The following is a 22,552-nucleotide window of genomic DNA, read 5'->3' on the forward strand; positions in this document are numbered from 1 at the left end:
CTGTCGCTTGTGCCAGCAGACTCTGCATTTCAGTCTGTGCGCCGGCAAATTAATCCCGAAAGTGCCAAAAGCCGCACAGTTGCAGAGAACCGGCAGTTACCCCGCACGCTCCTTGGGTTCACCGCCAGCATGGCCCTATAATCGGCGCACTTTGTTTGTGGAGCCCGTTATGCCGAATTTATGCCTGGCCGACCTCACCGCCGAAATCGAAGCCAACGTACGCCGTGCGTTAGCCGAGGACATTGGCAGTGGCGACATCACTGCACGGCTGATCCCGGCCGAACGTCTGGCCACTGCCTCAATCATTACCCGCGAAGCCGCTGTCATCAGTGGTACGGCCTGGGTCGACTGTGTATTTCGCCAGCTTGATCCACGCGTTGCAGTGCACTGGCAAGTGGTCGACGGCGAGCGCGTGAGCCCCAATCAAGTGCTGTTTCACCTCGAAGGGCCGGCCCGCTCACTGCTCAGTGGTGAACGTAGCGCGCTGAATTTTCTGCAACTGTTATCGGGGGTAGCCACCCACGCCCAGTCATTGGCCGATCAAGTGGCGGATACCGGGGTCAAGTTGCTGGACACACGCAAAACCCTGCCGGGCCTGCGCATGGCGCAAAAATACGCGGTGACCTGCGGTGGTTGCCACAACCACCGCATAGGCCTGTACGACGCATTCCTGATCAAGGAAAACCACATTGCGGCCTGCGGCGGCATTGCCCAGGCGATCAGTGCCGCGCACAAGATCGCTCCGGGAAAACCGGTGGAAATCGAAGTCGAGAGCCTGTCCGAACTCAAGGAAGCGCTGGCAGCCGGGGCCGATATCATCATGCTCGACGAACTGAGCATGGACGACATGCGTGAAGCGGTGCGCCTGAATGCAGGCAAAGCCAAGCTGGAAGCCAGTGGCGGCATCAACCATGCCACCTTGCGCCCGATCGCCGAAACCGGCGTTGACTACATCTCGATTGGCGCAATGACCAAGGATGTCAAAGCGGTGGATCTGTCGATGCGGTTGAGCCTGTAAAAAACCCGCACCTGCAGGAGCGAGCTTGCTCGCGACGGCATCAGCGCAGTCAGCCCGAAACTGCACGTTGCCTGAGTCGCGAGCAAGCTCGCTCCCTCAGGGTTGCAGTCAGGACAATACAAAGCCCTGACACTTCACCTCATGTTCCAGTAGCCATTGCTTGGCCGCCAGGCCGCCGCCAAAGCCGGTCAGCGTGCCATTGCTGCCAATCACGCGATGACACGGAATGATGATCGGGATCGGGTTACGCCCGTTCGCCGCCCCCACCGCACGCGATGCCTTGGGCCTAAGGATTTGTTGCGAGATCTGCCCGTAGCTGGTGGTGGCCGCGTAGGGAATGGTGGTCAGTGCCCCCCAAACCGACTGTTGAAACGCCGTGCCCACAGGCTTGAGCGACAGATCGAAAGCCAGCCGTGTACCCGAAAAATACTCCTCGAGCTGACGCCGCGCTTCAGCCAGTTTTGGCGCTGAATGCACCCAGCCCGCCAGTGGCGTATGGGGCCGACGATCCAGCTCAAAACGCACTTCGCGCAACCCTTCGTCATCGGCCACCAGAAACAGCGGGCCAATGGGTGACGGCATTTGATCGTAGTAAATCCGGGTCATGTTGACTCCTTGCGGGCGGCGGCCGAGTCAGTGGCCGCACGCCATAAATACATTACTGAATAGGCCCGCCACGGACGCCAGCTTTCGGCCAGGGTTTGCAGGGCCCGGGTACTCAACGGCGTGTCGTGGGGATTGGCTTCGCGGCGCAGTATCAGGTCCGCCGCCGGGAATGCATCGGGGTGTTTGAGCACCCGCATGGCGATGTAATGTGCGGTCCACTCGCCGATTCCCGGCAGCTGTACCCAGCGCTGGATAAAGCTGTGCAACGGTTGCTCGACGGCAAAATCCACCCGGCCTTCGATCAGGGCGCGGGCGATACCCTTGATTGTGTCTATCCGCGCCTGGGTAATGCCCATATGCCCCAGATCGGCCTCTGCCAGTTGCTCGGGCCCCGGGAATAGACGATCAAGCCCTGCCCCTGGCGGGCTCTCAATCGCAATGCCGTAGCGGTGCACTATGCGGCTGGCCAGGGTCCGTGCAGCTGCCACGCTGACCTGCTGGCCCAGTACCGCCCGCACCGCCACTTCAAATCCATCCCAGCCACCGGGCAACCGCAGGCCCGGATAGCGTTCGACAAGCGGCGCCAGCAGCGCACTGCTACTCAAGGTCTGAGCTATTGCCAGAGGATCGGCATCCAGATCAAACATCCGCCGGATCCGGGTGACCACACCAAGCATCTGGCTCGGCGGCACATTCAACAGTTCAAGTTGCAGCGCATGCTGCTCACCCGGCCAGGCACTGACCCGCAACCAGCCGGGGGCATCGCCGGCACCAAATACCCGCTGATAACTGTGGGCGTCCACCTGTTCGATGCCTGGCAGGGCCCGAGTCTGCAGAAAGCCCAGTAACGCGCTGAAATCGTAAGGCGGGCGATAGCCCAGACGCAGCACCAATGCCTTGTCGGCCCGGGCTTTCGGGCTGCGCCTGAAGTCTCTGGGCTGCGCATGATTGGCCTCGGCAAACGCGGCATTGAAGCGCCGCAAGCTGCCAAAGCCGGAGGCCATGGCTACTTCGGTGATCGACAGGTGTGTTTCGCTCAGGAGCTGCTTGGCAAACAGCAAACGCTGAGTCGCGTGTACCGCTATCGGGGGGGCGCCCAGGTGCTTGACGAACAGGCGCCGCAATTGCCGGGCACCGATATCCAGACGATCGGCCAGCATCTCCAGCGAGTGATCGGCCAGGAAACCTTCATTGATCAACTTCAAACCACGGGACACCAGATGCTCGCCATGCAGCCACAGCAGATTGCCCGGCGCCAGTTCTGGCCGACAGCGCAAACAGGGTCTGAAACCCTGGGCCTGAGCAGCCGCCGCGCTGGGGTAATACACCACGTTTTCGGGCTTTGGCGGGCGCGCCGGGCATACCGGCCGGCAGTAGATCCGGGTGCTGAGCACCGCCGTAAAAAACACCCCGTCAAAACGCGCATCACGGCTTAACCGGGCGATTTCGCAGGCGGCGGTGCTGGGCGCAAGAAGGCTGTTGTGTGTGTTCATGGAGCGCACAATAGCACTGGGTCATGGCTGATTCTCGCCATTTTCGGACCTCAATGTCGGCCGTCGATCAGCGGGTTCTGGAGAGGGGTTGCACACCCCAATGCCCGCACCGTCGCCCTGGCCGTACTGCATGAGCGGCAATCATCTGCGCCCGGCAGAGGGTTTGATCAGATTGCCCCTGGCTGGCATTTTTTCCGGCATCTCACATTGCAGGAGCCGACCTGGCTCCTGCAGAACCCTGACTATTTACAGGCACCGCTTTGCAGACAGGTGCCGGTTTGGGTCCACACCAGTGTGCTGCCGCTCAAGGCAGGCGTCATCACGCTGGTCCAGCCACCGGCTGCCTGGGTGCCGGTCATGCTGATCACGCCATCTACCACTGTCATGCCCGCTGCCAGGTTGTCAGTGGCTGCGGCCGGGCCTGGAATGCCGTGGCTGCCCGCATCGCAGACAGTCAAATCATTACTCTCGCTGTAACACAGGGCGACGGCGGTCTTGTAACTGTTGCTGATTGAGTTCACCTCGGCAAAACGGGCCTTCATGGTGTGTTCGTTGTAAGCCGGCAATGCAAAAGAGGCGATCAGGCCAATGATCGCAACCACAATCATCAACTCGATCAGGGTGAAGCCTTTTTGTTGTTTCACATGAAATCTCCAAAAGTGGGACGCGGCCCTGTGGCCAAACGCCAAAGCAGTACTGAGCCGCCCAAAAAGTGCGCACAGGCTATCAAGGTTAGCGGGCGGTTGCTCCACAACTACATGGCTGACATCTGTGGAAACGCTCCAATGGCCGTCCCGACTTTGGGCCATCTAGCCTTTGAGGCCAGGAGCACAACAAAGCAATCAACTATTCAGGGATGGAAAAAATGCCAGCGCAGGCAGATAAAACCAGTGTTTATCGGTGGCAAGGCACTGATCGCCAAGGCGCTCCGGCCAGTGGTGAAAGCACTGGCCACAGCCAGGCAATGATCCGGGCCCGGTTACGCCGACAAGGTATTACCGTTAGTAAAATTCGCCGGCATACAGACCGCAACACCCCCGCAGGCAAACCCGTCAAAGCCGTACAGATCACACTTTTCACTCGCCAGTTGGCCACGCTGATCAGAGCCGGCATCCCGCTGCTGCAAGCACTGGAGGTAATTGCCAACGGCCTGGAACATCAGTCCATGGGCAAGCTGGTGAATGATCTGCAGCAGGACATCAATGCAGGTATCAGCCTGGCAAGTGCGTTGCGAAAAAGGCCGGCACAGTTCGATGCATTGTTCTGCAATCTGATTGAGGCTGGCGAGCAGGCCGGGGCACTGGATGTGTTGCTGGAGCGGATCGCGACGTACAAGGAAAAAACCGAAACTCTGAAAAACAAAATCAAAAAGGCCATGACCTACCCCATAGCCGTGCTGGTGGTGGCATCAGGGGTCTGCGCAATTTTATTGATTGAAGTGGTGCCGCAGTTCCAGCGCGTGTTCGACTCTTTTGACGCCCAACTGCCACTGTTCACGCTCTGGGTAATCGCTGTCTCCCAGGCGCTGCAACAGTTCGGCCTGTGGCTGCTCGCCGGGGCCGGCCTGGGGTGTGCAGCTCTGGGCTATCGCTACAAACACTGCGCGGCGTTGCGTCAGCGCCTTGATCGCTGGCTGTTGAAACTCCCGGTGCTGGGCAACCTGCTGCATTTTTCGGCCATCGCCCGTTTTGCCCGCACGCTGTCCACCACCGTTGCCGCCGGAGTTCCATTGCTTGAAGCGCTGCACGCAGTCGCCGGAGCCACGGGCAACAGCCTGTTCAAAGACGCGGTACTGCAACTCAGGCAGCGGGTGGCAACAGGCAGTCAGATCCATGTTGCCATGGGCGATGTCAGAGTATTCCCGGGCATGGTGATCAAGATGACAGCAATTGGCGAAGAGTCCGGCACACTGGACGAGATGCTCAACCACGTAGCCACCTATTATGAGAGCCAGGTCGACACTCTGGTCGATAACCTGACAGCATTGATGGAGCCGGCAATCATGGTGGTACTCGGCGTCATGGTTGGCGGACTGGTGATCGCCATGTATTTACCGATTTTCAAATTGGGCCAAGTGATTTGAGCATGATTGAATTTTTCACCCGCCACCCCGACGCTTTTATCGTCTGCGCCCTGATCTTCGGCTTGTTGGTGGGCAGCTTTATCAATGTCCTGGCCTGGCGCTTGCCCAGGATGCTCGAGCAGGACTGGCGAGCACAGGCCAGGGAGTTGCTGGAGTTGCCCGCAGCCGAAAAAATGCCTGTGTATAACTTGATGCTGCCCCGCTCCCACTGCCCGCAATGCCAGCACCCGTTGCGCCTGTGGGAAAAGATTCCGCTGCTCAGCTACCTGCTACTGGGTGGCAAGTGCTCCCGGTGCAGGACCGTTATCAGCCCGCGCTACCCCCTGACCGAACTGGCTTGCGGATTATTGTCGGCGTTTATAGCCTGGCATTTCGGCCTGAGCCTGCAGGCGGGCTGGATGCTGGTGCTGACCTGGGGGCTGCTGGCTATTTGCCTGATCGATGCCGAGCACCAGATCGTGCCCGATGTTCTGGTGCTGCCCCTGCTCTGGATGGGCTTGCTGCTCAACAGCTTCGATACTTTTACCAGCCTGTCACAAGCGGTATGGGGCGCAGCGCTGGGCTATGCAAGCCTGTGGTCGATCTTCTGGATCTTCAAGCTGCTCACCGGCAAGGACGGCATGGGCTATGGTGACTTCAAGCTGCTGGCGATGCTCGGAGCCTGGGGCGGCATTGCAGTATTACCCTTGACCATTGTGCTCTCGTCACTGATGGGTGCGATCGCAGGCCTGAGCCTGCTGGCATTACGCCGGGCCAAAACCTCCACCCCGATTCCCTTTGCCCCCTATCTGGCAATTGCCGGCTGGATTGGATTGCTCTGGGGTGGTCAAATAACCGCCTTCTATTGGTAGCTTTCGGTTTGAAATGAATACCTCATCTTCCAGACCCTGGATCCTCGGCCTGACCGGCGGCATTGGCAGTGGTAAAAGCGCCGCTGCCGAGCACTTCGCCGCCCTGGGTGTTCATGTGGTGGACGCCGACCATGCGGCACGCTGGGTGGTTGAGCCCGGGCGCCCGGCGCTGGCGAAAATCGCCGAACACTTTGGCGATGCCGTGCTGCAGGCCGATGGACAGCTCGATCGCAGCGCCTTGCGCAGCCTGATCTTTAGCGACCCTGAACTTCGGCGCTGGCTCGAAGCCCTGCTGCACCCATTGATTCGGGAAGAAATCGCGCTCAACCTGGCCCAGGCAAAATCGCCCTACGCCATTCTGGTTTCGCCACTGCTGATAGAGTCCGGCCAGTACGCAACCACCCAGCGCGTACTGGTGATCGACGCCCCGCAAGCCTTGCAGATTGAGCGCACGTTATTGCGCGACAACACCAGCGAACAGCAGGTACAGGCCATTCTGAAGGCTCAAGCCAGCCGCGAAGAACGCCTGAGTCACGCTGATGACATCCTGGTCAACGATAGCGACCTGAAGACGCTCCAGACTGAAGTCGAGCGCCTGCATCACTTTTACTTAACTTTGCGTGGAGGCCAACCATGACCAAACCTATGACCGTAGACTGCCCGACTTGTGGCACCGCCGTGGAATGGAAAACCACCAACGCGTTCCGGCCATTCTGCTCGGACCGCTGCAAACTGATCGATTTGGGCGCCTGGGCCAGCGAAGAACACAAAATCCCGGTAAGCCCGGATGCAGAGGACGACCTGTTTTCCGAGGACTTGCCAGACCGCCTGCATTGAAATCCCCCCTGCGCCAGCCGGCTCGTCAGCGATTACAGCGCCCTTTGTATCGCTGGCAGGCCAGCGCCTGACCGTCACCTGGGGTCTTCATCCTTCCAGGGGGCGGCCAGGTAACGGGTACGGTTGAAGGTCTCGAGCCATTCAGGACAAAACACTACCAGTGCAGTGACCAGCATCCCGTTGATGAACGCTTCCGGAAAGATGATCAGCCACAGATAGCCAATAAAGTCTTCCAGCCACTGCGCCATGACGAAGATCCCGTCCAGCCACAACACGCCAAGCACTGCCAGCAAACACAACAACGCCGCCAGCGCCGCCGCAAAGAAGCCTGAGCAAAAGATATATACGAAGGGATTACGCGGTTGCGCACGCTCAACCAGTCGCGCGCAACATTCCGTCACTGCAATGGGCAACACAATCAGCAGCATGCCATTGACGCCCATCGCGGCCAGGTCCTGCCGCCCCAGCAGCACCAGCCCTCCTTGCGCCATAAGCGCACCGATAACGGCCAGCGGCCAGTCGAGCAGTAATGTGACCACTGTCAGGCCAATAAAGTGATACGACACACCCGTATCGAAATCACGTCGCACCAGCCACAGCAAGAACAGTCCGAATACAGTCCCGAACAGCAAGTGCTGGCGGCGCGGGTCGGCAAACAGCTCAACCCACGGCGCTCGCCAGATCGCCCAGACCACCACGGGCACATAGAGCATCCAGCCGGTCAACATCGTTTCAGTGGACAACACTGCGGCACTGATCATGTTCGCGTCCTCATCCTGTTAAAGCACACCGCTCAACCCTCCGTGTTTGATGCCCCTGTTGGTGATGCACACGAGTCTACACCGCAGACTTTCAGGAACACCTGTTTCAAGGCTAAGCTGCGTCCATGGACGACTCTGATTATCTGCGCCTGCTCACCATTCAGGCCGAACAGGCCAATGCCTTTTTATCCAATGCCCGCAAGTGGGAGCGTGAGCGTTGGGTCTGCCAGCGCCTGCTCCAGGGCCTGAATATTCCGTATCACTCCGAAGACTTCACCCAGGCCAGCCAGGAACCTCCGGATGTATTGTTTGGCGAGGCCCGCTTTGAAGTGTTCTTTGTACTTGATGAAGGTCGACGCTTGAATGATGAATGGCGTGAAGAGCTCCAGCGCCGCCGCAGCGCCTATTCGCTGAGCCAGCTGGTACGTCGCGAGGCACGACCCAAACGAATTCCGGCGAGCAAGCTACTGCAACGACTGGGCCCTACCCTGCACAAAAAAGCCACCAACTACCGCGAACGCGATATCGATTTAAGTCAATTGGACATCATTGCCTTCTCCAGCCTCAAGCGCGAAGTTCTGGACCTTAACAGCCACTTCCCGCCCCCTACCGAATATTTGCGCATGGGTTGGCGCTCGCTGTCACTGGTGGGCCCTACCTTTGCCCGGGTGTTGTTCGCGCAACCGGATGCGCCGGACTTTTTGCGCAATAACCTGGGGCGCAGCATTATTTTCGATGTCGGGATCAGCCTGTGAGCCCGCTGCAGGAACTGCTTGCCGAGGTACCGCAAACCGGCCGCGTGCGCTGGATCGGCGTACGCCCCGAGTCCCGTGCAGACATGCTGGAACTCGACGCCGTGGAAGCCCGCCGCGAAGCCGGGCTGACTGGCGATCATGCGCGCCCGGGGCCCCGCAATGCCCGGCAAGTGACGTTGATTCAATGGGAGCATCTGGCCGTTATCAACTCGCTGATGGGGCGCCCGCAAGATCAGCCGCTGTTGGCCCCGGATTTGCGACGCAATCTGGTGATCAGCGGGATCAATCTGTTCAGCCTTAAAGGCAGGCGCTTCAGGATTGGCCAGGCCATTTTTGAGACCACCGGCTGGTGCCAGCCCTGTGCCCGACTGGAGCAGCGGCTGGGCCCTGGCACTTTCCAGGCAGTGCGTGGCCATGGCGGAATCACGGCCCGGGTAATCGAAAGCGGGATCATTCGTCTAGACGACGAACTGCGGGTCGAGCCATTGCAGCCCAGCGGCTATGCTCCTTTTAATCCCGGTTGAATCACCGCTGTAGCTTTTACACCTCCCGCAACGTCTATCTGACGAGGCCACAATTATGTCCAGCCGCCTGAACCCAGATGATCAAAAGCATGTCGAAGAGTACCTGCAACTGCCACAAAACCAGGTTGAGCGCCGGCCTTTCAGGCCCTTGCTGCTCCTTGGTGTGGTGGTGATCGTGGTCATTGGCATGGGCTTTTTGAGCCGCCTCCTGAGTTATCTGGCGCTATGAGCTGCATTGCGCTCGCCCGGATCGTTGCAACACAGAATTTTTCAAGCCTTGTGAGTGATACCTATGAACCATCGTATTGTTATCGTCGGCGGCGGTGCCGGCGGTCTGGAGCTGGCTACCCGCCTGGGCAAGACCCTGGGCAAACGCGGCAAAGCCAGCGTGATGCTGGTCGATGCCAACCTGACCCACATCTGGAAACCGCTGCTGCATGAAGTTGCGGCAGGGTCGCTGAACTCCTCCGAAGACGAGCTCAACTACGTCGCCCAGGCCAAATGGAACCATTTCGAATTTCAGCTGGGCCGTATGAGCGGGCTGGATCGTGAGCAGAAAAAGATCTCATTGTCGGCAACTCTCGACGAAAATGGTCAGGAACTGGTGCCCGCCCGCGAGCTGGGCTACGACACGCTGGTGATTGCGGTGGGCAGCACCACCAACGACTTCGGGACCAAGGGCGCGGCTGAGCATTGCCTGTTTCTGGATACCCGCAAGCAAGCCGAGCGTTTTCATCAGCAATTGCTTAACCATTATCTGCGCGCCCATGCCGGGCAAACCGATGTGGTCGAGCAGATCAGTGTGGCCATCGTCGGCGCCGGCGCGACCGGTGTCGAGCTGGCCGCCGAACTGCATAACGCGGCACATGAACTGGCCGCATATGGCCTGGACCGCATCAAGCCGGAAAACATGCACATCACCCTGATTGAAGCCGGGCCACGGGTTTTGCCCGCGCTGCCGGAACGCATTGGCGGCCCTGTGCATAAAACCCTGGAGAAGCTCGGGGTCACCGTTCTGACCAACTCAGCGGTGAGCGAAGTGACTGCTGACAGCTTGATCACCAAGGACGGTCAGGTCATTCCTGCGAGCCTGAAGGTTTGGGCGGCAGGGATCCGCGCACCGGGGTTTCTTCAAGAAATTGCAGGGCTGGAAACCAATCGCATCAACCAGCTGGTGGTTCGCCCTACGCTGCAAACCACCCGCGACGACAACATTTTTGCCTTTGGCGATTGTGCTGCCTGCCCGCAGCCGGGTACCGACAAGATGGTCCCACCTCGCGCCCAGGCTGCCCACCAGCAAGCCTCGCTGCTGGCCAAGTCGCTGAAACTGCGGATTGAAGGCAAGTCGCAACTGCCTGATTACCACTACCGTGATTACGGCTCGCTCATTTCACTGTCGAGCTTCTCGGCTGTGGGCAACTTGATGGGTAGCCTGATGGGAAGCGTCATGCTGGAAGGCTGGCTGGCCCGGATGTTTTACATCTCGCTGTACCGCATGCACCAAATGGCGCTGTACGGAACGTTCCGTACCTTGATGCTGATGCTCGGCAGCAGGATCGGACGCGGTACCGAGCCACGACTGAAACTGCACTGATCACCACTAAACCTGCAGGCGCTTGCTCGGGGCATTTTCGAACAGCTCGCGAGCAAGCTCGCTCCTACAGGGGCGGCTGATGCTCAGAGAGCATAATTACGCACCACAAACTGCGCCGGCTTGTAGCACGCCGAATATGTGGGAGCCGGCCTGACCAGGTGTCTTCATCGCTGGCAAGTCAGCTCCCACAAAGCCCCATGCCAACCCGTCCAGTTTTTCGCAGGCATAAAAAAAGCGACCCGAAGGTCGCTTTTTTTATTGGCCGCTGATGAGAATGTCATCAGTGCCTTATTTTCGCACCCGCTACTGCTGGGCTGAAAATGGTCGGGGTAAGGGGATTCGAACTCCTGACATCCTGCTCCCAAAGCAGGCGCGCTACCGGACTGCGCTATACCCCGGTAAAAAAAAGGCACCTTCTAGAGGCGCCTTCTGCGATCAGTGCTTTTGGCCTCTGATCTTAAGATCTAGCTCCAGAACTAACTGAAGCCAAAAATGGTGGGTCGTGTGGGATTCGAACCTACGACCAATTGGTTAAAAGCCAACTGCTCTACCAACTGAGCTAACGACCCAAAAATGGTCGGGGTAAGGGGATTCGAACTCCTGACATCCTGCTCCCAAAGCAGGCGCGCTACCGGACTGCGCTATACCCCGGCTTGAAAATGGCTCCACGACCTGGACTCGAACCAGGGACCCAATGATTAACAGTCATTTGCTCTACCAACTGAGCTATCGCGGAACTACATATTTCAATCTACAACATTGTGACTCTTTGCAACTCTCGTTGACTTCAGCGTATCTCTACGTTGGCGTCTCTGAGGCGGGCCATTCTACAACCTTTCAAACCCTTGTCAACCCTTATTTTTCGTTAGAAGACAATGATTTAGCTCTTCTAGCGGGCTTCTTGGTTTGGGCCAAGTTGCCGTTGCGGGTGACTTACTGCGGGGCGCATCTTACAAGCGTTTTCCTTACAGATCAACACCCTAAGTAAAAAAAGGCCTCGCAATGCGAGGCCTTCCTTAAAACACTGGCGCCGGAGCTTACGCGAAGACGATTTCGTCGTCTTTTACGCTCGCTGTCACAGTGGTGCCAGGCATGAACTGACCCGAAAGAATCAGTTGTGCCAGCGGGTTTTCGATCCAGCGCTGGATCGCACGTTTCAGTGGCCGTGCGCCATATACCGGGTCGTAACCTACTGCGATCAGTTTTTCCAGAGCATCCTTGTCCAGCTCCAGGCTCAGATCGCGTTCTGCCAGACGACTGCGCAGACGGCTCAACTGGATCTCGGCAATGCCGGCGATCTGATCACGGGCCAGAGGCTCGAAGATCACCACTTCGTCGATCCGGTTCACAAACTCCGGACGGAAGTGGGTACTCACCGCATCCATTACCGCAGCCCGTTGTGCTTCGCGATCACCCACCAGCTCCTGGATCTGTGCAGAGCCCAGGTTGGAGGTCATCACGATCACCGTGTTGCGGAAGTCCACTGTACGACCGTGGCTGTCAGTCAGGCGACCGTCTTCAAGCACTTGCAGCAGCACGTTGAACACATCCGGGTGGGCCTTCTCGACTTCATCCAGCAGGATTACCGAGTAAGGCTTGCGCCGTACAGCTTCGGTCAAGTAACCGCCTTCTTCGTAGCCCACATAGCCTGGTGGCGCACCAATCAGTCGAGCCACGGAATGTTTCTCCATGAACTCGGACATGTCGATCCGCACCATCGCCTCTTCAGTATCAAAGAGGAACTCTGCCAGCGCCTTGCACAACTCGGTTTTACCCACACCGGTCGGGCCCAGGAACATGAACGAGCCGCTTGGACGGTTCGGGTCGCTCAAGCCTGCACGGGAACGGCGAACCGCGTTGGACACGGCCACAACAGCCTCGTCCTGGCCAATTACACGCTCATGCAGCAAGCTTTCCATCTTCATCAGCTTGTCGCGCTCACCTTCGAGCATCTTGGATACCGGAATACCGGTCCACTTCGACACGACCTCGGCGATCTCCTCTTCGGTCACTTTGCTGCGCAACAACTGATTCTCAGTTTTGCTGCTGTGCTCGTCGACCATCTGCAGGCTGCGCTCCAGATCGGGAATAACCCCGTACTGCAACTCGGCCATGCGGTTGAGGTTGCCGCTGCGGCGCGCCACTTCGAGTTCCTGACGCGCTTGCTCGATCTTTTGCTGGATCTGGGCAGAACCCTGCACTTCGGCTTTTTCCGAGGTCCAGATTTCTTCCAGGTCGGAATACTCGCGCTCAAGGCGCTCGATTTCTTCCTGCAATTTCTCGAGACGTTTTTTCGCCGCCTCATCCTCTTCTTTCTTCAGCGCCTGAGCTTCAACTTTCAGTTGAATCAAGCGACGCTCCAGACGGTCCAGCACTTCCGGCTTGGAGTCGATCTCCATGCGGATACGGCTGGCAGCCTCGTCGATCAGGTCAATCGCCTTGTCCGGCAATTGGCGATCAGTGATATAGCGATGGCTGAGTTTGGCCGCGGCAATGATTGCACCGTCGGTGATAGCCACCTTGTGGTGAACTTCATAGCGCTCTTTCAGACCCCGCAAAATTGCGATGGTGTCTTCTTCACTCGGCTCTTCAACCAGCACTTTCTGGAAGCGACGCTCAAGGGCTGCGTCCTTCTCGATATATTGGCGGTATTCGTTGAGCGTGGTCGCACCCACGCAATGCAACTCGCCCCGGGCCAGCGCAGGCTTGAGCATGTTGCCCGCATCCATTGCGCCTTCGCCCTTACCGGCACCGACCATCACGTGCAGCTCGTCGATAAACAGGATGATCTGCCCTTCCTGCTTCGACAGTTCGTTAAGCAGCGCTTTCAGACGCTCTTCAAACTCACCGCGAAACTTGGCACCGGCAATCAATGCACCGATGTCCAGCGACAGCAGGCGCTTGCCCTTGAGACCATCAGGCACTTCGCCATTGATGATCCGCTGCGCCAAGCCTTCGGCAATGGCAGTTTTACCCACACCAGGCTCGCCGATCAGGACCGGATTGTTTTTAGTCCGGCGCTGCAACACCTGAATGGTGCGGCGAATTTCATCGTCACGACCGATCACCGGGTCGAGCTTGCCTTCTTCGGCACGCTTGGTCAGGTCGATGGTGTATTTATCCAGCGCCTGACGCGACTCTTCGACGTTCGGGTCGTTGACCGCTTCACCGCCGCGCAAGTTGTTGATGGCGTTTTCCAGGGCTTTCTTGCTCACGCCCTGCCCCAGCAACAACTTGCTCAGTTTGCTGTTGTCGTCCATGGCCGCCAGCAACACCATTTCACTGGTGATGAACTGGTCGCCTTTTTGCTGGGCCAGACGGTCTGCCTGATTCAGCAGGCGAGCCAGATCCTGCGACATATTCACGTCGCCAGTAGGATTCTGGATTTTTGGCAACTGATCGAGCTCTTTGGTCAGCTCTTTACGCAGGCTGTTTACATCAAAACCGACTTGCATCAGCAGCGGCTTGATCGAACCGCCCTGCTGATCCAGCAATGCCTGCATCAAGTGCGCCGGCTCAATGGCCGGATGGTCAAGGCCTACAGCCAACGACTGAGCATCGGACAAGGCCAATTGCAACTTGCTGGTTAATCTATCTATACGCATTCGTCACCTTCCTTATGAGCAGGCCGGAGGGATGGAAACTCCTGAATGAAGAAACCTGCCAGATACCATAGTAGATGCGGGCAATTCCGGGAGTTTCAAGCCTGAAGGAAGTGACGTAGATCAGCTAGGCGGTCTTTTCGATCCAGACCAGAGACGCGAAACGGCCAGTACGAGGACTGCGCCGGTAGGAATAAAAACGCGGGTCGCTCACGGTGCAAAAACCACCGCCGTAGACCGCGCCAATCCCCATGCGAGCCAGACGCAGGCGCGCCAGCTCATAGATATCGGCCATAAAACGACCTTGATTGATGCTGGGCACAAAAGCGGCATCAGCATCGGGCAGGTCATTTATAAAGACTTCCCGCACCTCGGCACCGACTTCAAATGCCTTGGGGCCAATCGCCGGGCCCAGCCATACCAGAATCTCCCGGGGCTCAACATTGAGACTCATGGCTGCTGCTTCAAGTACGCCTGCTGCCAGCCCGCGCCAACCGGCGTGGGCGGCAGCAACCCGGGTTCCGGCGCGATCGCAGAACAGCACGGGCAAGCAATCTGCCGTCATCGCCGTACAGGCAATACCGGGCGTGGCTGTCCAGCTGCCGTCCGCTTCGACGATACGTTCAGGATTGGCAGGCACGACCACAACCCCGTGAACCTGGCTGAGCCAAGCGGGCTGTACGTCGAAAACATGGGTCAGGCGCTGGCGGTTATGTGCAACGGCTACGGGATCGTCGTCGACATGGTCGCCCAGGTTGAAGCTGTCGAACGGCGCCAGACTGACGCCGCCCGCACGGGTGGTCACACAGGCCCTGATGCCTGCCGGCGCTGGCCAGTCAGGAATCAGGAAGGTATTCACCCGACAAATGCCTCTCGGTCTTGCTTGAGCAACGTCAACAGCCAGACAAAATCGTCCGGAAGTGGCGATTCCCAGCTCATGCGCTTACCGGTCGTCGGATGATCCAACTCAAGGAAGCGCGCGTGCAGAGCCTGACGCGGGAAGTTTTTCAGGGATTCGACCATCGTCACGCTGGCTGCCGGCGGGATACGGAAGCGACCGCCGTAGGCAGGGTCTCCGACCAACGGGAAGTTGATGTGGGACATATGCACACGAATCTGGTGCGTACGACCGGTTTCCAGCTTGACCCGCACATGGGTGTGGGAACGGAAACGCTCAAGCACACGGTAATGACTCACCGCCTGCTTGCCGCCTTCCATCACCGCCATACGCTGGCGTTGCTGGCCGTGACGGCCGATGGGCGCATCGATCTTGCCCCCGGCAGTAACGACACCAATGACAATGCACTCATAGATTCGGCTGACACTGCGGCTCTGCAACTGTGTAACCAGTTGCGTCTGCGCCTGGATGGTCTTGGCGACCACCATCAGACCGGTGGTGTCTTTGTCCAGACGGTGCACGATCCCCGCACGCGGCACATTAATAATGTCCGGTACGTGATGCAGCAACGCATTGAGCAAAGTACCGTCGGCATGCCCGGCAGCCGGGTGTACCACCAAGCCGGCAGGCTTGTTGATAACCAGGATGTCATCGTCTTCGTAAACGATATCCAGAGGAATGTCTTGGGCGACCCACTCACCCTGGGCTTCCTGCTCGGCAGTCAACTCCAGGATGGCGCCACCATGCACGATGTCACGGGGGCGGATGACCGCTCCGTCCACAGTGAGGCGGCCGTCTTTGATCCAGGCGGAAAGGCGCGAGCGCGAGTGCTCAGCGAATAATTGTGCGGCGACTTGATCGAGGCGTTGGCCACCCAGTTCGGACGGCACCTCTTCGCGAAGTTGAATTTTCTCGGACATGCTCATCAGGACCGCGCCAAGCCTTTGGTTTCGGCTGCGCGCTTGTGGTTAAATACGGCGTCTTTTGCCCCGAGGCTTTTCACGGGGCGCTCATCATAACAGGACGGACCCGCCCAAGACAGCGGCCGTCATAGGGACGCAAGCCGCCATGCAAGTGAGACACCTGCTGCTGATCGCCATCCTCGCACTGACCGCCGCCTGCTCGTCGACAAAAGAAGTCGTGGACGACAACCTGAGCGAAGTCGAGCTGTACCAGCAGGCGCAGGCCGACCTGGATAACCACAGCTATACCAGTGCTACCGCCAAGCTGAAGGCTTTAGAGTCGCGCTATCCGTTCGGACGCTATGCCGATCAGGCCCAGCTCGAACTGATCTACGCCTACTACAAGAACTCCGAACCGGAAGCTGCCAAGTCCGCTGCCGAGCGATTCATTCGCCTGCACCCACAGCATCCAAACGTTGATTACGCCTATTACCTCAAAGGTTTGACTTCGTTTGACCAGGACGTAGGCCTGCTGGCCCGCTTTCTGCCGCTGGACATGACCAAGCGCGACCCTGGAGCTGCACGCGACTCCTACAACGAGTTTGCCCAGCTCACCAGCCGCTTCCCGAATAGCCGCTACGCTCCCGACGCCAAGCAACGCATGATCTATCTGCGTAACTTGCTGGCTGCGTATGAAATCCACGTAGCCGACTACTACCTGACCCGCCAGGCCTATGTAGCTGCTGCCAACCGTGGTCGCTATGTGGTCGAAAACTTCCAGGAAACCCCTGCAGTCGGCGACGGGCTTGCGGTGATGGTTGAGTCCTATCAGCGCATGCACCTCGATCAACTGGCCAACACCAGCCTCGAAGTACTGAAAGACAACTACCCGAACCACCCAAGCCTGGTTGACGGTCAGTTTGTGCCACAGGTTTCCGACTCGGATAACCGCTCCTGGTTGAGCAAGGCCACACTGGGCCTGATCGAATCCAGCACACCGCTGCCACCGGGTGAAACCCGTGCCAACCTGGACATCAAGAAGCAGTATCAGGATGCCAAAGACGCGATCCCGTCTGATCTGAAGCCTAAAGATGCTGACGGCAATGTCATTCCGGAGCCTGAGCCGGAAGGTCCAAGCCGCTCCTGGTTCAGCTACATGACCCTGGGTCTGTTCGACTAATCGTCCAGCCCATGTAAAAAGAGCCCTGCGGGGCTCTTTTTTTATGTTCGATTTGGTCCTGTGCGCCTGCCAATAGCTTGGCTAAACTGGCGCATCTTTTCTCGAATAGCGAATAACCATGCTTCGTTTACTGATCTGGGCTGCTTTGATTGCTGCTGGCGTGTGGTTTTGGCGCAAGTACAAAGCCGGGCTGGCAACCACTAAGAACCCGGTCGACCCGGGTGCTCAACCCATGGTTCGTTGCGCCCACTGCGGAGTTCACCTGCCCCGCGATCGCGCCCTGCACCAGCAGCAAGAGTGGTATTGCACGCAAAACCATCTGGAACAAGGACCAAAGCCCCGGGATTAAAGGCAGCACCCCGGACTTGCGGGAGCCGGCTTGCCGGCAATAGCCGCCAATTGCGGGCTCCCACAAGCTTCAAGCGATATTCTGGATGCGTCCTTGCGGTGCATAGGGCGCCGGATCGATGATCGGTTCACGCCCCAGCAGCAAGTCGGCGAACAACTGACAGGACGCCGGAGCCAGTACCAGCCCATTGCGATAGTGCCCGCAGTTAAGCCACAACCCGCCAACACCTGCGACCCGGCCAATATATGGAATTCCCTCAGGCGAGCCCGGCCGTAATCCCGCCCAATGCCCCACCGGCTGCACACCGGCCAGAGCCGGAATCAGCTCGATCGCAGACGCCTGCAGGCTTTCCAGCGCTGTTCGGGTCGGGGTTTTATCGAAACCTTCGTGCTCGAGGGTGCTACCAATCAAGACATGCCCGTCACGCCGCGGAATCGCGTAGCGTCCTTTGGCCAGCACCATGCAGGACAAGAAGTCAGGTGCGCACTTGTAAAGAATCATCTGCCCTTTGACAGGCACTACCGGCAATTCAAGGCCCAGACTACTTAGCAGTTCACCGCTCCAGGCACCTGCCGCCAGCACCACCTCATCGCCGCGAATGTCCCCCTGAGCCGTGTTCACGCCGCAGACATTCTCGCCCTCACGGATAAATCCCAGAACCTCGCACTGCTCATGGATGGTGACATTGGGCATGGCTTGCAACGCGGCCTTCAGTGATTTAACCAGCCGCGGATTACGCACATTGGCCACTTCGGCCATGTAAATGGCCCTTGAATAACCGCCCCCCAATACCGGTACCGCCCCTTCAACCGCAGAGATTTCGACCGTACTCAAGGGCCGGCCTTCACGCTTGGCCCACACCAGGGCTTGCGCCTCGTCTTCAAGGTCAAGCCAGTACAAACCGGTGGTGTGAACTTCAGGATCTACACCTGTAGCGGCAAACAAACGTTCTGCCAACTGTGGATAAAAGTCCTGCGACCAGTGAGCCAGGGCTGTAACAGCAGGGTTGTAGCGCCAGGGATAAAGCGGAGAAACGATCCCGCCACCGGCCCAGGAGGACTCCTGCCCTACAGCACTCTGGTCAAGAAGCGTTACCTGCCCGACTTCAGCTGCCAGATTGAACGCTGTCAGCAGCCCGATAACGCCGCCCCCTACAATCACTACGCGTTGTTGCTTAGCCATCAATCAACTCAGCCCAAAATGAAAATAAATTGTTAGCGCCCCCAACACTGCTGCACTGTCAGGTCCGGAGCGGCCTGGGTAATTGCGGTCAAACCGGTATGGGCCAAGGTGAAATTCCCACACGCATCGTCCGCCATGGACGAGCCCGCTCTGCGGGTAGCCGTCAGCAAGAAGGCATGATCAGCGAGGTCGTGGGTAATCAGATAGTGCTCGTTGCCCGAACCAAGATTTTCCGCCCCACTGTATAAACCTTTTTTCGTATAAAAACGCTCCAGACTTTGGGATTGCTCCGACAACAAGACCACTATTTGAGCGCGGTAGGCACGCTGGACCGAGCCGCTGTAAACCGGATAAACCACTGCCCCAAGAAAACCGACGATTGCCACCACGATAACGAGTTCGATCAGGGTAAAGCCTGCCCCATGCCTGCGCATCACGCCCTCCTACTGGATTTGCCGCCACATGATCCTGCTCAATTGCCGGGAGCCTGCCCCACCCTCTTCGGCATCCTCGTCCTGATAATGCGCATAAACACTCTCCAGGACGGTACGTGACTGCCCGTACAGGCCAATGCCCGTGACGCGGTACAAACGGGTCAAAGTGGTCGCAGGAAAATCTGCCGGAGCAATGCTCAAACCAAGGTTCTGGACACCGTAGAGCCCATCCGCAGCTCCTATCCAGTGAACTGCGGATACCGGGTGTATTCCGGGTGATAGCTGAGTGCGCACCTCTGCTGGCGGGGCGCATCTTGCAGGTGAGCTGCAGACCGCGATTGCGGACCACTGCTGAGCCACCCAGGACTCACCGCTGCGCAGTGCAGTTTCGGCAGCCTGAAATGAATGATTGGCATGCTGGACGCTGCCGGTCATTTTCTCCTGCTGCACTGCAGTCTCCATGGCGGTCAGGCCAAGCAGAGTGAGTAACAGCAAGAAAACCATACTGGCCAATAGCGCCACGCCGCGTTGCGTGCTCGAAGAAAAACACATGACGCGCCCTACGCCAGTCGATTACGTAGAGCCACCAGCACGTTATAGCCCTGATCTTTTACCCGCCCCCCGGGATCTCGCAAGACCAGGGCGATACGCACGCTGCGGATACCGGCCACATCGGCAGGACTGTCTTCATAGCGCAAAACTGACTGCGCGCTCGAGGAATCGGCCACCCCAAAGCTCACATCAAACGCCGCCACATTGTCCAGCAACACGGCATTATTGGCCCCGGACTTCAATTGCCCGTTTTCAAAACGGTAATGCAGCTCACGCAGGGCAAAGGCTATTTCACCGGGTGCCAGAGACAGTCGCGCCCCGCTGTATGCCTGCGCGAACGTCGTACAGTCGGATATGACGGTCCAGTCGGGCTTTGCCCCCTGAAGGCCTATGTCAGCGCTGATCATATGTAACGACCTGGATCCCTTCGGCCCCTGCCAGGAGATAGGTCTCTGAAAAGCGGAAGGTGCATCAATGATGCGATCAGTCGACAGACAACCGAACATGCCGACCATACGAACTTCCTGAGCGATTTTGCTCAGCACGTAGCGCGCGTCTTCTTGTAGCGACGCGGATGATCGCTGGCTGGCGTAGGTTTCGCGCGCGCTTAAAAAAACTTCGGTCAGCCCCAGCACCACCAGCAAACCCAACCCCAGCGACAGCATCAGCTCAATCAGGCCAAACCCCGCTTCAGAGCGCCTCACGACGCACGCTCAATGGCATCTGCTGCCACTCGACTGGTCAGCGTAAAGGTTCGAAGCGAACCGGGGCTATTGCTGGCGCGCGAGTCATCCCACTCCAGGGTGATGGTCACCTGCTGACCACTGAGCGCGATGGCTCCCTTGGCACTTGCACCGCCGAACTGAAGAATATTGCGTTTGAAATCATTCAGATCCTGCCCCTGCACGCTCCCCGGGCCGGCAACCCCCTGCTGCAGGTCCGCCCCTGAAAAACTGTAGTCCGCGCCAGCGTTGGTACGAATCCGATCGAGCATGTCGTAGGCAATAAAATTGGCCTGGGTGCTCATCATTGCGCTGTCAGTGTGTTTGAGGGCATTGAGCTGAGCCACGGCGCCCCCCAGCAGGCCCCCGGATAAAATCAACGTCGCGACCAGAACCTCGATCAGGGTCATTCCGGTTTGACGGTTTTTTTCAGATCGAAACATATGTGCCATCCCTGAGCATTTTCCTGGCGCCACGTCCTGCGTCGCCATAACCAGAGCCTAGTCTGGCGAGATGGTTCTACATGTAGGAGTGCGCCTAAGACGCGCGAGGACAGTTCGTCTGATCAAGTACGCCACGGGACAGGCAATACAGCTTAAACATGATGAAACCGTTGCCCGGCCAGGTCGTCTTTTTTCTGATCTATACATCAAAGGGCGCAAGGATTGCGCATGGTCACGGAGGACATCATGAAGCAACGAGGCATGAGCCTGATCCAACTGTCATTCACGCTGTTGATCGTTGCGCTGACCGCCCAGTTCGCGAGCCCGGTCTACAACACACTTATAGAACAGCAACGGCGCCTGGGCATGGCGGAGCAACTGGCCGGCAGCCTGCGCAATGCCCGCACAGAGGCGCTGGTACGCCATCAATACGTGATCGTACAGGCACAGGAACAAGACTGGAGCCGAGGCTGGAAGACCATTCTGGATCTGAGCGGCCAGGGCCATCTCGATCCGGACAATCCGGTGCTGGCCGAGAGGCAAGGCAGCTTTCAGGTACCGATTGCCGGTAATACGCCCGTTAAGAGCTACGTCCGGTTCAACCCGCTGGGTGAACCTTTGCTGATCGGCGGAGCGTTTCAGGCCGGGACGTTGCATGTTTGCCAGGCACAGACAGCCCTGAGTCACTATCAAGTGGTACTGGCAAAAAGTGGGCGTATCAGCTTGCGCCGCAATCAGGCGGCGCAAGATTTATGCGCTTAAAGCAGCGAGCGAACGCGCAGCTCTTTAGGCATGGAGAATGTAATGTTCTCTTCGCGACCGGCCAATTCATCGGCACCCGTTGCGCCCCAGGCATGCAATTGGCGTATCACGCCGCGTACCAGCACTTCAGGCGCCGAAGCACCCGCCGTGATACCAATCGACTCGACGCCTTCAAACCAGCTTTGCTGCAGGTCTTCGGCACCATCAATCAGGTACGCCGGGGTTGCCATGCGCTCGGCCAACTCACGCAGACGGTTGGAGTTGGAGCTGTTGGGGCTGCCCACCACCAACACCACATCACACTCGTCAGCCAGTTGTTTGACGGCGTCCTGGCGGTTTTGCGTGGCGTAGCAGATGTCATTCTTGCGCGGACCGCCAATTGCCGGAAAACGCGCGCGAAGAGCGTCGATCACCCGGCTGGTATCGTCCATCGACAAGGTGGTCTGAGTAACAAACGCCAGTTTTTCCGGGTTGATCACATTCAGGTTGGCGACATCTTTTTCATCTTCGACCAGGTAAATGGCGCCGCCATTCCTGGCATCGTACTGACCCATGGTGCCTTCGACTTCCGGGTGACCGGCATGACCGATCAGGATGCATTCGCGGCCGTCACGGCTGTAGCGGGCTACTTCGATATGCACCTTGGTAACCAGCGGACAGGTGGCATCGAACACTTTAAGGCCACGGCCTGCAGCCTCGGTACGCACAGCCTGGGAAACACCGTGGGCACTGAAAATGAGGATTACATCGTCCGGTACCTGGTCCAGTTCTTCAACAAAGATTGCGCCACGGGAGCGCAGGTCTTCGACGACAAATTTGTTGTGCACCACTTCGTGGCGAACATAGATAGGCGGACCGAATACTTCCAGAGCGCGATTGACGATTTCAATCGCCCGGTCCACCCCGGCGCAGAAGCCACGGGGGTTGGCGAGTTTGATATGCATGCTGGGCCTCGTGGGACGCGCAGAAAAATAATGCCAATCAGGCCCGGCTTGCGCCGGGCA

25 protein-coding genes and 4 tRNA genes are annotated in these 22,552 nt (G+C 58.3%); 12 read left to right on the forward strand and 17 right to left on the reverse strand.

The genetic code is table 11. The annotated features are described in order from the left end of the window. The first annotated feature begins 169 nt into the window (after positions 1-169). Positions 170-1,018, forward strand: a complete 849-nt coding sequence (gene nadC, locus EQV90_RS03080) for a carboxylating nicotinate-nucleotide diphosphorylase (protein ID WP_010655557.1) — start codon at positions 170-172, stop codon at positions 1,016-1,018. Positions 1,019-1,126: 108 nt separating this feature from the next. Here nadC and EQV90_RS03085 read toward each other — a convergent pair whose 3' ends face one another. The 3 genes from EQV90_RS03085 to EQV90_RS03095 form a co-directional block, all read right to left on the reverse strand. Continuing rightward, entirely contained in the window at positions 1,127-1,624 is a 498-nt protein-coding gene (locus tag EQV90_RS03085; RefSeq protein ID WP_240877740.1) for a methylated-DNA--[protein]-cysteine S-methyltransferase, read from the reverse strand. Then, positions 1,621-3,117, reverse strand: coding sequence for a DNA-3-methyladenine glycosylase 2 (locus EQV90_RS03090; RefSeq protein ID WP_240877741.1), 1,497 nt, complete (start codon positions 3,115-3,117; stop codon positions 1,621-1,623). The genes EQV90_RS03085 and EQV90_RS03090 overlap by 4 nt, the downstream gene beginning before the upstream one ends. Before the next feature lie 242 nt (positions 3,118-3,359). Next, the gene (locus EQV90_RS03095) at positions 3,360-3,761 is read right to left on the reverse strand and encodes a prepilin-type N-terminal cleavage/methylation domain-containing protein (RefSeq protein WP_010655555.1); all 402 of its coding nucleotides are present in this window, start codon (positions 3,759-3,761) and stop codon (positions 3,360-3,362) included. Positions 3,762-3,982: 221 nt separating this feature from the next. Here EQV90_RS03095 and EQV90_RS03100 point away from each other — a divergent pair, with 221 nt between their 5' ends. From EQV90_RS03100 to yacG, 4 genes are read left to right on the forward strand one after another with little or no spacing between them, the layout of a single operon-like run. Continuing rightward, the gene (locus EQV90_RS03100; RefSeq protein ID WP_240877742.1) at positions 3,983-5,200 is read left to right on the forward strand and encodes a type II secretion system F family protein; all 1,218 of its coding nucleotides are present in this window, start codon (positions 3,983-3,985) and stop codon (positions 5,198-5,200) included. A gap of 2 nt (positions 5,201-5,202) precedes the next feature. After that, positions 5,203-6,051 carry an A24 family peptidase gene (locus tag EQV90_RS03105; protein ID WP_127196778.1) on the forward strand — a complete coding sequence of 283 codons (849 nt, stop codon included), beginning with the start codon at positions 5,203-5,205 and terminating at the stop codon, positions 6,049-6,051. A gap of 13 nt (positions 6,052-6,064) precedes the next feature. Next, positions 6,065-6,688 (forward strand): dephospho-CoA kinase, encoded by a 624-nt coding sequence (gene coaE / locus EQV90_RS03110; RefSeq protein WP_003443839.1) that lies wholly within the window; start codon positions 6,065-6,067, stop codon positions 6,686-6,688. After that, positions 6,685-6,888, forward strand: a complete 204-nt coding sequence (gene yacG, locus EQV90_RS03115) for a DNA gyrase inhibitor YacG (protein ID WP_003443840.1) — start codon at positions 6,685-6,687, stop codon at positions 6,886-6,888. Before coaE ends, yacG begins: the two co-directional genes overlap by 4 nt. 74 nt (positions 6,889-6,962) lie before the next feature. Here yacG and EQV90_RS03120 read toward each other — a convergent pair whose 3' ends face one another. Beyond that, positions 6,963-7,649: an energy-coupling factor ABC transporter permease gene (locus EQV90_RS03120; protein ID WP_003443841.1), complete on the reverse strand. Its 687-nt coding sequence runs from the start codon at positions 7,647-7,649 to the stop codon at positions 6,963-6,965. 125 nt (positions 7,650-7,774) lie between these two features. On the opposite strand from EQV90_RS03120, the gene EQV90_RS03125 reads away from it, so the two are divergent. The 4 genes from EQV90_RS03125 (at position 7,775) to EQV90_RS03140 (ending at position 10,522) form a co-directional block, all read left to right on the forward strand. Further along, entirely contained in the window at positions 7,775-8,404 is a 630-nt protein-coding gene (locus EQV90_RS03125) for a DUF1780 domain-containing protein (protein WP_003443844.1), read from the forward strand. Further along, positions 8,401-8,928 (forward strand): MOSC domain-containing protein, encoded by a 528-nt coding sequence (locus EQV90_RS03130; RefSeq protein ID WP_003443848.1) that lies wholly within the window; start codon positions 8,401-8,403, stop codon positions 8,926-8,928. The genes EQV90_RS03125 and EQV90_RS03130 overlap by 4 nt, the downstream gene beginning before the upstream one ends. Positions 8,929-8,983: 55 nt before the next feature. Then, positions 8,984-9,157, forward strand: coding sequence for a DUF3094 family protein (locus EQV90_RS03135; protein WP_003443851.1), 174 nt, complete (start codon positions 8,984-8,986; stop codon positions 9,155-9,157). Positions 9,158-9,220: 63 nt separating this feature from the next. Next, positions 9,221-10,522 (forward strand): NAD(P)/FAD-dependent oxidoreductase, encoded by a 1,302-nt coding sequence (locus EQV90_RS03140; protein ID WP_003443854.1) that lies wholly within the window; start codon positions 9,221-9,223, stop codon positions 10,520-10,522. A gap of 321 nt (positions 10,523-10,843) precedes the next feature. On the opposite strand, the gene EQV90_RS03145 is transcribed toward EQV90_RS03140, so the two are convergent. The 7 genes from EQV90_RS03145 to rluD form a co-directional block, all read right to left on the reverse strand. Then, positions 10,844-10,920, reverse strand: a tRNA-Pro gene (locus tag EQV90_RS03145). A 95-nt stretch (positions 10,921-11,015) separates the two neighbouring features. Next, positions 11,016-11,091: transfer RNA gene (locus tag EQV90_RS03150), tRNA-Lys, on the reverse strand. A gap of 5 nt (positions 11,092-11,096) precedes the next feature. Next, positions 11,097-11,173, reverse strand: a tRNA-Pro gene (locus EQV90_RS03155). A gap of 9 nt (positions 11,174-11,182) precedes the next feature. Then, a tRNA-Asn gene (locus EQV90_RS03160) sits at positions 11,183-11,258 on the reverse strand. Positions 11,259-11,559: 301 nt separating this feature from the next. Continuing rightward, positions 11,560-14,127 carry an ATP-dependent chaperone ClpB gene (clpB, locus tag EQV90_RS03165; protein WP_003443858.1) on the reverse strand — a complete coding sequence of 856 codons (2,568 nt, stop codon included), beginning with the start codon at positions 14,125-14,127 and terminating at the stop codon, positions 11,560-11,562. Between the two features lie 124 nt (positions 14,128-14,251). Continuing rightward, positions 14,252-14,983: a peptidoglycan editing factor PgeF gene (gene pgeF, locus EQV90_RS03170; RefSeq protein WP_127196776.1), complete on the reverse strand. Its 732-nt coding sequence runs from the start codon at positions 14,981-14,983 to the stop codon at positions 14,252-14,254. Further along, positions 14,980-15,942, reverse strand: coding sequence for a 23S rRNA pseudouridine(1911/1915/1917) synthase RluD (gene rluD / locus EQV90_RS03175; protein WP_003443864.1), 963 nt, complete (start codon positions 15,940-15,942; stop codon positions 14,980-14,982). Before rluD ends, pgeF begins: the two co-directional genes overlap by 4 nt. A 148-nt stretch (positions 15,943-16,090) precedes the next feature. On the opposite strand from rluD, the gene EQV90_RS03180 reads away from it, so the two are divergent. After that, the gene (locus EQV90_RS03180) at positions 16,091-17,104 is read left to right on the forward strand and encodes an outer membrane protein assembly factor BamD (RefSeq protein WP_003443867.1); all 1,014 of its coding nucleotides are present in this window, start codon (positions 16,091-16,093) and stop codon (positions 17,102-17,104) included. 118 nt (positions 17,105-17,222) lie between these two features. Then, positions 17,223-17,453, forward strand: a complete 231-nt coding sequence (locus EQV90_RS03185) for a PP0621 family protein (protein ID WP_003443869.1) — start codon at positions 17,223-17,225, stop codon at positions 17,451-17,453. Positions 17,454-17,522: 69 nt separating this feature from the next. Here EQV90_RS03185 and thiO read toward each other — a convergent pair whose 3' ends face one another. The 5 genes from thiO to pilV are packed head-to-tail and all read right to left on the reverse strand — an operon-like array spanning position 17,523 to position 20,795. Then, a complete protein-coding gene (gene thiO / locus EQV90_RS03190; protein ID WP_240877743.1) occupies positions 17,523-18,635 on the reverse strand; it encodes a glycine oxidase ThiO in 1,113 nt (370 codons plus the stop codon). 32 nt (positions 18,636-18,667) lie between these two features. Then, positions 18,668-19,069 (reverse strand): type IV pilin protein, encoded by a 402-nt coding sequence (locus EQV90_RS03195; protein WP_003443874.1) that lies wholly within the window; start codon positions 19,067-19,069, stop codon positions 18,668-18,670. 9 nt (positions 19,070-19,078) lie between these two features. Further along, positions 19,079-19,621, reverse strand: a complete 543-nt coding sequence (locus EQV90_RS03200) for a PilX N-terminal domain-containing pilus assembly protein (RefSeq protein WP_160626733.1) — start codon at positions 19,619-19,621, stop codon at positions 19,079-19,081. An 8-nt stretch (positions 19,622-19,629) separates the two neighbouring features. After that, complete coding sequence (locus EQV90_RS03205; RefSeq protein WP_240877744.1) at positions 19,630-20,286, reverse strand: pilus assembly protein PilW; 657 nt, start codon at positions 20,284-20,286, stop codon at positions 19,630-19,632. Between the two features lie 35 nt (positions 20,287-20,321). Continuing rightward, positions 20,322-20,795 (reverse strand): type IV pilus modification protein PilV, encoded by a 474-nt coding sequence (gene pilV, locus EQV90_RS03210; RefSeq protein WP_240877745.1) that lies wholly within the window; start codon positions 20,793-20,795, stop codon positions 20,322-20,324. Between the two features lie 237 nt (positions 20,796-21,032). On the opposite strand from pilV, the gene EQV90_RS03215 reads away from it, so the two are divergent. After that, entirely contained in the window at positions 21,033-21,548 is a 516-nt protein-coding gene (locus EQV90_RS03215; RefSeq protein WP_235972393.1) for a GspH/FimT family pseudopilin, read from the forward strand. On the opposite strand, the gene ispH is transcribed toward EQV90_RS03215, so the two are convergent. Next, positions 21,545-22,492, reverse strand: a complete 948-nt coding sequence (gene ispH / locus EQV90_RS03220) for a 4-hydroxy-3-methylbut-2-enyl diphosphate reductase (RefSeq protein WP_003443885.1) — start codon at positions 22,490-22,492, stop codon at positions 21,545-21,547. The genes EQV90_RS03215 and ispH overlap by 4 nt on opposite strands. Between the last annotated feature and the right edge of the window lie 60 nt (positions 22,493-22,552).

The sequence above is a fragment of the Pseudomonas sp. TMW22089 genome, assembly GCF_022496645.1.
Taxonomy (GTDB): domain Bacteria; phylum Pseudomonadota; class Gammaproteobacteria; order Pseudomonadales; family Pseudomonadaceae; genus Aquipseudomonas; species Aquipseudomonas paraversuta.